The organism is Stenotrophomonas sp. PA-6-5C, assembly GCF_021605635.1.
Taxonomy (GTDB): domain Bacteria; phylum Pseudomonadota; class Gammaproteobacteria; order Xanthomonadales; family Xanthomonadaceae; genus Stenotrophomonas; species Stenotrophomonas lactitubi.
In genome coordinates, this window is sequence record NZ_WKEE01000105.1 from 1 (window position 1) to 5449 (window position 5449).

5 protein-coding genes are annotated in these 5449 nt (G+C 68.0%); 3 read left to right on the top strand and 2 right to left on the bottom strand.

Going from position 1 to position 5449, the window contains the following annotated elements; translation table 11 throughout:
• Together GIW57_RS23525 and GIW57_RS23530 are read left to right on the top strand one after the other, a co-directional pair.
• Positions 1 to 96, top strand: a 96-nt coding sequence (locus GIW57_RS23525) for an IS3 family transposase (RefSeq protein ID WP_236513122.1), incomplete at its 5' end; no start/stop codon positions are given.
• 206 nt (positions 97 to 302) lie between these two features.
• Positions 303 to 1079, top strand: coding sequence for a lytic transglycosylase domain-containing protein (locus GIW57_RS23530; RefSeq protein WP_032975549.1), 777 nt, complete (start codon positions 303 to 305; stop codon positions 1077 to 1079).
• A 7-nt stretch (positions 1080 to 1086) separates the two neighbouring features.
• Here the strand turns inward: GIW57_RS23530 and GIW57_RS23535 are convergent, their stop codons facing one another.
• Positions 1087 to 2622, bottom strand: a complete 1536-nt coding sequence (locus GIW57_RS23535; protein WP_236513123.1) for a hypothetical protein — start codon at positions 2620 to 2622, stop codon at positions 1087 to 1089.
• A 150-nt stretch (positions 2623 to 2772) separates the two neighbouring features.
• Between GIW57_RS23535 and GIW57_RS23540 the strand changes: the two genes are divergently transcribed.
• Positions 2773 to 4857 carry an SMP-30/gluconolactonase/LRE family protein gene (locus GIW57_RS23540; RefSeq protein ID WP_236513125.1) on the top strand — a complete coding sequence of 695 codons (2085 nt, stop codon included), beginning with the start codon at positions 2773 to 2775 and terminating at the stop codon, positions 4855 to 4857.
• Here the strand turns inward: GIW57_RS23540 and GIW57_RS23545 are convergent.
• Positions 4835 to 5242 carry a YciI family protein gene (locus GIW57_RS23545; RefSeq protein ID WP_100459966.1) on the bottom strand — a complete coding sequence of 136 codons (408 nt, stop codon included), beginning with the start codon at positions 5240 to 5242 and terminating at the stop codon, positions 4835 to 4837. The genes GIW57_RS23540 and GIW57_RS23545 overlap by 23 nt on opposite strands.
• Between the last annotated feature and the right edge of the window lie 207 nt (positions 5243 to 5449).

Below are 5449 nucleotides of genomic sequence, written 5' to 3' on the forward strand. Positions count from 1 at the left end.
GAGTACATCAAGTACTACAACCAAGAGCGCATCAGATTGAAATTGAAGGGCCTGAGCCCGGTACAGTACCGGGAACAGGCTCAAGCGGCCGCTTGACCCCACCGTCCAACTCTCGGGGGTCACTTCAGGGATGGGTTCACGGCGTCCCCCGCAACCGGACCCACCCGCCATCCCACGGATAGCCCGCCGTTGCTGTTGCTGTTGAGGTTGCCGTTGCCGTTGCCTCTGCGGGTGCCGGGCGCCGCCCGGCCAAACCCCCATTCACTCATTGTTAGCGGCCGCCGCCGGATCATCCGGCCGCCATGTCCCTCCGTCCCGCCCTCGTCGCGCTGTTGCTGCTGTCTGGCCTGTGGCCAGGGCTGGCCGCTGCGCGCACGGTCTACCGCTGCGTGCAGGGCAACACGGTCAGCCTGGCCACCGCACCCGAGCCCGGCTCGCGCTGCACGCCGAAGGAGATCGACGACAGCGCCGTGCAGACCCCCAACCTGTGGGGCAACATGGGCGTGTTCAGTGGCGTGCTGTACGAGCGCGAACAGGACGGCAAGCTCGTCTACTCCACCCGCAACCTGCCCGGCTCGCGGGTGTTCCTGAAGTTCACCGTGGCCACGCCACCGGGCGAACCGGCACATGAAGGCCTGGGCAAGGTCGGCAAGCCCCAGCTGGCCCAGCACGCGAAACAGTTCAAGGCAGCGGCCAAGGCCACCGGCGTGGACGATGCCTGGTTGCGGGCGATCGCACACGCGGAAAGCAATTTCGACGCACTGGCGGTGTCCAGCAAGGGCGCGCAGGGCGTGATGCAGCTGATGCCCGATACCGCACTGGAATACGGCGTGCGCGACCCGTTCTCGCCGCAGCAGTCCATCGACGGCGGCGCCCGCTACATGCGCGCGCTGCTGCGTCGCTACAACGGCGACCGTCCGCTGGCGGCGGCGGCCTACAACGCCGGCATCGGTGCGGTGGCACGCTACAAGGGCGTGCCGCCGTATGCCGAAACCCTGGCCTACGTGGACAAGGTGATGGCCCTGTACACCCGCTATCGCGAGGCGATGGGCATCCGCATCGAAGTACCGGCGAAGTAGCCGGCGCTCAGCGCGACGTGGCGCTGCCCACCAGGTCGTAACGCTCGATGCGGCCGACGCGCGAGACTTCGGCCTGCACATCGGAACGCTGCTTGAGTTCGCGCCAGGCCGCATCAATGCGCACATCGCCCGGCAACGAGGGATACACGCGCATGTCCTGCAGGCTGGCCAGCGCGTCGCTGCGCTCCAACGGCGAGCGCAGCTGCTCGATCAGCACCGCTGCGGCTCCATCCAGATCGCCTTCCTCCAGCAGCATCTCGCGGTAGAACAGGCGCGCGTTCTGGCGCTGGGCGACGATGACCGCACGTGCGGCGGCGGCAGCGGTGGCATCACCACGCTCGCGGGCGGCGGCGAAACGGATCAAGGCCTGCGCCGCCTGGCCGTAGCCGCTTAGATCGGTCAATGTGGCCATCGCAGCGTCTGCTTCCTGCGTCTGGCCAAGTGAGTTGAGCACGAAGGCCAGGTTCATCTGGTGCTCCAGGCCATCCGGACCGAATGCGCCGATGCGGGTGGCCAGCTTCGCCGTCGCCAGCGCCTCATCAGTACGCTCCAGGCGTCGCAGTGCTGCGATGCGGCTGTTGAGCAGCCACGCCAGCCATTCCGCTTTGGCGGCGGACGGCGATTGTCCTTCCGCGACGGCCTCGGCCAGATCAGCGGTCAGCGCCAGTACTTCTTCGTTGCGGTCCAGCATCAGCAGCGTGCTGCTGAAATCCACCAGGCGTGCATCCAGGTCACCGTCCAGCAGGCCGGATACGCGCAGGGCGTCCAGATGGACCTGCGCGGCCTTGACCGGATCGAAGCGTGCATCAGCACGGTCCACATAGCGGTCGAAGCGTTTGTCGCTGCGCAAGCGGATCAGCTCGGCCGGGGTGTCGATGCGGGCCAGCGTTGCCCGTACGGCATCGCCGCGACCGTTGTCGGCCTGCAGCGTCGCCAGATCCAGCCACAGGCCGGTGGGTTCGATGCCGCCACTCTTCCAGCCGTTGTCGAACAGCGCCTGCAGCAGCGCCATGCGCTGCACGGGCTGTTCGCGCAGGTGGTACTGCAGGTAGCTGACGGCGTGATGATCGATCGGCAGCGGGCCGTCGGCACGCGCCAGCGCCTGTGTCAGATGCTCGACTGCCGCTGCCGGCTGGTCATCATTGAGGTCCAGCGAGACCAGCGTGGCCAGGATGTGCGCATCGCCCGGCAATGCCTGCAGTGCCTGGTGCAGATAGCGCCGTGCAAGTGCGGGCTGCTTCTGCTTGGCGGCGGTCCAGCCGGCAAACTGCGCGGCGCGCCCCCGGCGCTCGGCATCGAAGTCGGCCAGCAGCGGGCTGTCCATCAGCCGTTCCATGGCGATCAGCGCGGCGAGCGTATTGCCACTGCGGGACTGCTCGATGGCTGTATCCCACTGCTGCGCGTACTCGGCATGCGAAGCATCCATCGCTGCATCGGACGGAGGCTGCGAAGGAGAAGTGGGCGTCCGCGGCACGTTCGCCGAGGCAGTCGTACTGGTCAGCGCGGCAAACAGCAGCGCAAGGAGTGGGGTACAGCGGGGCATGGTGGGCCTCCGTCCATGGAGTGGACATTGAACCCGCTGCGGCAGTGCAGGACAAGCGCCACGAAAAGGCCCTGACCATCGGCCATGGCGCTGCACACATCCAACGATTATCGTTCATGCCTCTTCATGCAAGCACAGGCACACGGAACGATGGCGCGGTGGCAAGGGATGGCGGTGGGTGCGGTAGTGGTGGCAACAGCGCTTGCCCTGGCGGCCACGTGGTGGGAATTTCCTGCCTCCGGCCCGCAGGCGCCGACAGGCCCACTACCCACGCCGCTGGGATGGACCGCACAGATCGAGCTGCTGGCCGGCGACGGCCATCCGGGTGATCGCGATGGCGCCTCGGCGCAGGCACGCTTCGCCGACCCCTACGCGCTGCTGGGCAGTGCCGATGGCAGCGTCTATTTCACCGATGCCGGTGACAACAACCGCATCCGCCGCCGCCTGCCCGATGGCCGTATCGAAACGGTAGCGGGGCAGGGCGAGGGACGTGTTGATGGACCTGCCCTGCAGGCAAGTTTCAACACCCCTTCGGGCATTGCCGCCGATGCGCAGGGCAATCTGTATGTGGCCGACACCGGCAATCATGCGATCCGGCGCATCAGCACCGATGGACAGGTGACGACGCTGACCGGTGGCCAGCAGGGCTTCGCCGATGGTCCCGCTGCGCAGGCGCGTTTCGATGGACCGATGGGCATCGCCGTGGATGCGCAGGGACAGGTGTACGTGGCCGATACCTGGAACGACCGCATCCGGGTGATCGGTACCGATGGCAATGTACGCACGCTGGCCGGCGGCGACCGCCCGGGCTTCGCCGACGCACCGGGTGTCGACGCCCGCTTCGATACCCCGGTGGCGCTCGCCTTCGATGCGCACGGCGCACTGCTGGTGGCCGACCTGTTCAACAACGCGGTACGCCGCGTCGGTGCCGATGGCACGGTCAGCACCGCGGTCGGCAAGGGTGAGGTCATCAACGGCCCGCTGTCACTGGCCACCACGCACGACGGTGTCCTGTATGTGGGCGACCTGGACGGGCGCATCGTGCAGGTGACCCCGCAGGGCCACCAACTGGCGCTGCTGGGCAATGACCGCCTGCCACGGCTGGCACGTCCCAGCGGCCTGGCCGTGCAGGCCGACGGCGCTCTGCTGGTGGCCGACTCCGCAGGTTATCGCCTGCATCGCCTGCGCCCGCTGCCGGTGGGTGAACTGCCTGCACCGGCACTGGTGGGTCCGGCCTCCGACGCGGCGCTGCCGGACAGTGGCGGGCGCTGGCCACTGGCACCACAGGACGGCTGGCATGAAGTGGTGGGCACGCTCGGCGAAGTGCGCGGCACCTTCCAGGGTGAGAGCCGCCACCACCTGCACGGCGGCTTTGACGTGCGCGGCGATGTCGGCCAGACCGTGCTGGCGATCGCCGAGGGCAAGATCAGCAGCCCGATTGCCGCCTGGAACCTGGGCGGGCAGGCTGAAGGCTTGGCCGTGGACCGGTTGAAGTACATCCACATGCGCGTCGGTCGTACGCCACGCGGGGAACCGTTCGACGCGCGCTGGCAGCCGCTGTACGCCGAAGACGGCACGCTGGAGCGCATCCGCGTGCGGCGTGGTACGCGCATCCACGTAGGCGACCGCCTGGGCAGCATCAACAACCAGGCGCACGTGCACCTGGCCGTGGGCAACGGCGGTTTCGAGACCAATGCGGTGGCGCTGGGGTTCAAGGATTACGCTGACCACTTCGCGCCGCGCATCACCGAGGTGGCGCTGCTGGACGACAACGACCAGCCGCTCGCCGCCGGCAGCGATGGCGTGGTGATGTTGGCCCGGCAGGGACGCGGCGTGCAGATCGTGGTGGAAGCCTGGGACCAGGTGGACAACAACCTGCCGCGTCGCCGGCTGGGGCCATACCAGGTGGGCTACCAGATCCTGGATGCCGGCGGGCAGCCGCTGCAGGGCTACGAGCAACCGCGCTGGACCATCGTCTTCAACCGCATGCCGCCGCAGAAGCAGGCGGTGAAAGTGGCCTATGCCCCGGACAGCGGCATCACCGTGCATGGCAGCGCAGTTACCCGTTTCCGTTATCTGGTGACCAACACCGTGCGCGATGGCCTGATGGAAACCGGTCGCTGGCAGCCGGCGGCGTTGCCGCCGGGCGAGTACATCGTGCGTGCCAGTGCGCGCGACTACAGCGGCAACGAAGGCGTAGGCCCGCGCGAGATCAGGGTACGGCTGCTGCCATAGCCGCAGCGGGGGCGCCGCAGCGTTCGCGCTCGGCGTCCATGTCTTCCAGCGGCCGCACCTCGATGCTGCCGAAGCGGGCCCACGGGAACCCCTGCGCGATGCGCATGGCCTCATCGCGGTCGTGGGCGACGATGAGGTTGAAGCCGGCCAGCAGTTCGCGGGTTTCGGCGAAGGGGCCATCGAGTACCCGGCTGTGGCCATCGCGCACGCGCAGGGTCTGCGCCGATTCGATCGGCTGCAGTTTCTGCGCGGCCAGCAACGTGCCCTCGGCCTGCAGCTTGTCGGCATGGGCGAGGCAGTCGCGCATCAACGTATTGAACTCGTCGATGGGCAGTGTGCGCAGCAGTGACGGGTCGATGTAGATCAGTAGCAGGTACTGCTGCATGGCGGAGTCCTAGCGGGGGCGGGGGTCCATGATCGCGCAGGTTCGCGCGGGGGCATGCTGCACTGCGAAAGGCAGAGCGGGAGCGCGCCTTCGGCGGGATCAGCGAACGGCGGGGCCCCTCCGTGGTGGAAGCACAAGCCCGTGGCCGTCTCTTTTAGACATCTCCCGCCGCCCCGGAGCGGGGAGAGGGTGACGACGTGGCGGCGG